The sequence below is a fragment of the Pseudoalteromonas sp. APC 3893 genome, assembly GCF_030408095.1.
Lineage (GTDB): Bacteria > Pseudomonadota > Gammaproteobacteria > Enterobacterales > Alteromonadaceae > Pseudoalteromonas.
Genome location: NZ_JASDCD010000057.1, coordinates 1 through 2,243 on the forward strand (window position 1 = coordinate 1; position 2,243 = coordinate 2,243).

The window sequence follows — 2,243 nt, forward strand, 5'->3', positions numbered from 1 at the left end:
TTTGATCGGCAAAATCATTAAGAACACAAAAGTGATCATTATAGAGTGATTTTCGTGATCAAAGCTTAATGAGAATAAGCGATCAAAGTTAATGCCATTGGGTGATCAAAGCTGGGGAGAATATGCACGCTTTCTTCAATTCTTTCATCACTTTAAATTTTGATTGTCGCGAATGAAGAAAGCGGTGGCTTTTTTTAATATGTCATTATCCCTTAAAGCACGCTGTAGCTGTTTCTCCAATGATTGAATACGTTGCTGTTCAGGTGTAAATGCATGTGCATTTTCAGGGCTATTACCCTCTAATTCAGATAAATATTGTTGCTTCCAGCGTGATACGGCAGACTTTCCAGCGCCAGACATTTCTTCAATTTGCTTATTGGTGTAACCTTCCTCCACCATAAGCTTGGCATATTCGAGTTTTTGCTGTGCACTAAGTGTAACTTTTGATTTTCTAGTCATTTTGATACCTTTTCGGTTTAGCTCATTTTACGCTATAAACCTCTCCAGTTTAATTAGACCATTACAATCAAGACAAATCGCTGAATCAGTAAGTGATGAAACGACTTCAGGAAATATTGATGTAAAAGAGTTGGAAGAAAAGATTAGAAGATCAATAACTGGAACGATGGAAAAAGAAGAAACAGAAGAAGAAAAAGAAAAGAAAGAAGAACGCAGAAGACTAGCAAGAGAACGGAGAGCTATTTACGAAAAAAATCATGAAAAAGCCTTATATGCTATTGCTAATTCACCAGATACAAAAATATTAAAATTAGGCCATGGTTATCCTACAAGGGATGACGGCTCTGAATACTCAAAATTCGACGCTGTTTTTCAACAAGCCAATGGTAGAATTGCGGTATCTACTTTTGCCCCTATGGATAATGAGCGTTATGCCATATCGTCAATTGCAGAAGTTATATCAAATTTGGCTATCTCAATTGAAAAAGAGAACCTGAAACAATTGAAATTATTTTTCTTTGAGCAGAACAGAGAAGACAGTGTATTTAATGCTGCAGAACAATCAATCCAATTAATGAAAGATGAATTGAAGAATAAGATTCAGTTGATACCTGTTATGTATTGCGACTTAGATAAGTTGATTGAAAAAGATGAGCTCTAACACATATGAGCCTTAACTCTGTCAATAGGCAATAGTACTCTTTTTGACCGTTTTTATAAATTGACGGTCAATTCTAAATCAATAAACAAATTCGTTTACTTCGTCTGTCGATGCGGCTGTTAAGCAAGTAGCTTACGGCAAACACATATAGAGGCTCTCTTATTGCGATCTCATCGCAGCCAGGTTTTTCCCATATCCTTTTGGGCTTACTGGGGCACAAGAAATAAAGAAGACACCCATCCTAAAGTTTGTATTTCGCCAATTTTTTACTAAAGTTTAATTAGTCTAAAAAATAAACAGGGTGAAATATGGCTACTGCAAGAAAACGGCAAGTAAGTTTGGCAGATACAAAGTATTATCACTGTATTTCACGTTGCGTTCGGCGTGCATTTTTATGTGGTGAAGATTATTTTACTGGCCAATCCTACGAACACCGCAGAGGCTGGGTTGAAGATAAGCTATTAGAGTTAGCCAAGGTATTTTGTATTGATGTGTGTGCTTATGCCGTAATGAGTAACCACAGCCATTTAGTACTCTATGTTGATGATAAAAAAGCAAACAGGTTGAATGACAAAGCAATTGTTATTCGCTGGCATAAACTGTGTAAAGGCACCTTGCTAACGCAGAAATACGTACAAGGTGAGAAGCTAAGCAAATCAGAGCTCATCTTTTTTAATCAAACGGTCAAACAGTATCGCGAACGCTTATCAAACATTAGCTGGTTTATGCGGTTGCTAAATGAAGATATAGCGCGCAAAGCGAATAAAAAAGATAACTGCACAGGCCGATTTTATTCGCTGCCATCCATGGCGCTCACCCTTCGGGCCGCCTAAGGCGTTCAAAGTTGTTCCTTACAACTTTGTGGGAAGGACCTTTCCTTTCTTTAAAGAGCAATCACAAGCACTCCTAGATGAAGCAGCGCTAGCAGCTTGTATGGCCTATGTAGACTTAAACCCCATTAGAGCGAAAATGGCTAATACCCCAGAAGAGTCTGAGCATACCAGTGTTCAAAAACGTTTAACAAGCGCGACAGAAGGTAAGCAACCTAAACAGTTACTTCGCTTTGCAGGTATGTCGCGTCAAATAATGCCTAAAGGACTGCCATTTGAGGTTAAATCATACC

Annotated in this window: 1 protein-coding gene and 2 pseudogenes; 2 read left to right on the forward strand and 1 reads right to left on the reverse strand. The window is 38.0% G+C overall.

The features are described 5' to 3' along the window. Window positions 1–127: 127 nt before the first annotated feature. Window positions 128–459, reverse strand: a pseudogene (locus QMA12_RS21905) (transposase); the annotation flags it as partial. A 166-nt stretch (window positions 460–625) separates the two neighbouring features. Here QMA12_RS21905 and QMA12_RS21910 point away from each other — a divergent pair. Together QMA12_RS21910 and QMA12_RS21915 are read left to right on the forward strand one after the other, a co-directional pair. After that, window positions 626–1,120, forward strand: a complete 495-nt coding sequence (locus QMA12_RS21910) for a hypothetical protein (protein ID WP_290295315.1) — start codon at window positions 626–628, stop codon at window positions 1,118–1,120. A gap of 308 nt (window positions 1,121–1,428) precedes the next feature. Further along, window positions 1,429–2,243 (forward strand): annotated as a pseudogene (locus tag QMA12_RS21915) (hypothetical protein); the annotation flags it as partial.